Raw genomic sequence first — 2192 nt, 5'->3', positions numbered from 1 at the left:
TGTCGCATTACTTATTGCAATTCAAGATATATAATGACTATAATTAATGTAGTTGGAGAGCTATATTTTTAAATCATACATAAGGAGAACAGAGAATGAAAATTTTACTTGTAGAAGACGAAGAAATGCTGAATGGTATCACGGCTAAATATTTACGTGCAGAAAATATGACAGTTGATACATGCTTCAATGGGCAACAAGCGATCGATTACGTTAACACATCTAGCTATGACGTTATCGTAATCGATATTATGATGCCAATCCTCGATGGTATCAGTGCTCTTGCACAAATGCGTAACGACGGTAATACAACACCTGTATTGCTTTTAACAGCAAAGGATTCCTTGCAAGATAAAGTTACAGGCCTTAACACTGGTGCAGATGATTATCTTGTAAAGCCTTTCGATCTTGAAGAGTTAACCGCTCGTATTTATGCATTGGCTCGTCGTAATGCGCGTCATGCACAAAACGATATCCATGTAGGTCCACTTACCATCAATGTTCCTCAACGTACTGTTAAACGCGACGGCGAAACAATTACATTGACTGCAAAAGAATTCGACCTATTATTCTATTTAGCAAGTAACGAAAATATCGTATTATCTCGTCAACAAATCCTTGACCATGTTTGGGAATACGATTATGAAAGCTACTCTAACCTTATCGACGTATACATTAAAGATTTGCGCAAGAAAATTGATACTGATGAGAATGTAAAACTCATTCAAACGGTTCGTGGAGTAGGGTATGTCCTCAAAACAGAAAACTAATGATCCTCACCGAGATCTAGATACCATGTCCGGGGCAGCCACCGATTTATTTAATCGGCTGCCCCTAACCTTTAAAATTATGTCGTGGTATACCATCTTTTTGCTTATCATTTTGATGGTTGCATCCGCATGGATTTACGCATATACACATGAATCTGATAACAAAGAAGTGCGCGAACGTTTACAGCAGCAAGCGATGATTATGGCTACGGATATCCGCAAGTTTAAACCGTACCAAGATAATACATTCTTCTTTGTATCAACTCAAGATGGCTATATTATTAAAGGCGCCTTGCCAGATGGGTTTCCAAACCAAACAATCCTTTCCTTAGGTCAAATTGGTGAAATTGCTGCTGGTGATGATACCTTCTACTACTACGATACACCGGTTAACGAACCAAATTATCGTGGTATTTTACGTGCTGTTACAAAAGTAAAAACAGCCTCTAAAAAGACGGAAAACCTTTTATATAGCTTACTATTAGGGAATATCATTTTCTTACTAATTTCCTCCCTAGGCGGTTATCTTTTCATCAAAAAAGGACTTAAACCGGTCCGAACTTTAACAAAAACAGCTAAAGTCATCGGTAAGAACAACGACTTGAGCCGTCGTATCGACATTCCCGCTCGCACAGCGAGAGATGAAATCTACGAACTAACTACAACATTTAACCGTATGATTTCAGGTCTTGAGGATTCTTCCAATCGTGAAAGACAATTTAGTTCTGACGTATCTCACGAGCTACGTACACCAATTGCCGTTATTAAAGCAGAAAGTGAATTTGCTTTAAAATACGGTCGTACGGAAGCAGATCTACGGGAAGGTTTAACACATATCTTAGAGCAAGCTAAGTTCATGACTAACCTCGTAAGCCAACTGCTTGATGTAGCCCGCCTTGAAAATGCACAAGGTCTAAGCTTTGCACCTGTCAATGTATCATTGATGTTATCCAATATGGTCCACGACTATACAAGACTCTGTACAGAAAATACAGATAAACAGATTACGATTACATCTCATATTGAATCTAATTTACATATGAATGCTCACGAAGTATCATTACGTCGAGCTATCACAAACCTAGTGGACAATGCCATTAAGTTTACAAACTCTACTATTGATATTTCGGCTAAACTCGTAGGCAGAGACTTAGTCATTACCGTAACAGATAATGGTATTGGCATCGAACCTGAAGCTCTGGATCATATTTGGGATCGAATGTATCAGACGGAACAATCGAGAAACAAAAAATCTAATCATGGCATCGGCCTAGGTCTATACTTTGTAAATAAAGTTATTAACTTACACCATGGCACAGTAACGGCCACCAGTGAACCACAAGTAAAAACTACATTTACCGTGCGATTGCCGTACAACACAACTGAAGAATCATAACCACCCGTAGAACGGGTGGTTTGCTC

2 protein-coding genes are annotated in these 2192 nt (G+C 38.7%); both read left to right on the top strand.

Annotated elements, in window-relative coordinates; translation table 11 throughout:
* Positions 1 to 95: 95 nt before the first annotated feature.
* Positions 96 to 770, top strand: coding sequence for a response regulator transcription factor (locus tag HMPREF1865_RS07500; protein WP_060919723.1), 675 nt, complete (start codon positions 96 to 98; stop codon positions 768 to 770).
* Positions 748 to 2166 (top strand): sensor histidine kinase, encoded by a 1419-nt coding sequence (locus HMPREF1865_RS07495; RefSeq protein ID WP_060919722.1) that lies wholly within the window; start codon positions 748 to 750, stop codon positions 2164 to 2166. Before HMPREF1865_RS07500 ends, HMPREF1865_RS07495 begins: the two co-directional genes overlap by 23 nt.
* The last annotated feature ends 26 nt before the right edge of the window (positions 2167 to 2192 follow it).

The sequence above is a fragment of the Veillonella parvula genome, assembly GCF_001553335.1.
In the GTDB taxonomy this organism is placed as follows: domain Bacteria; phylum Bacillota; class Negativicutes; order Veillonellales; family Veillonellaceae; genus Veillonella; species Veillonella parvula_S.
The sequence above is the reverse complement of the archived record's forward strand: the minus strand, read 5'-3'. Positions and strand labels throughout refer to the sequence as shown.

Coding starts and splice junctions, on each gene's coding strand:
- HMPREF1865_RS07500 (WP_060919723.1), top strand. CDS start 96: ATGAAAATTTTACTTGTAGAAGACGAAGAAATGCTGAATGGTATCACG.
- HMPREF1865_RS07495 (WP_060919722.1), top strand. CDS start 748: ATGTCCTCAAAACAGAAAACTAATGATCCTCACCGAGATCTAGATACC.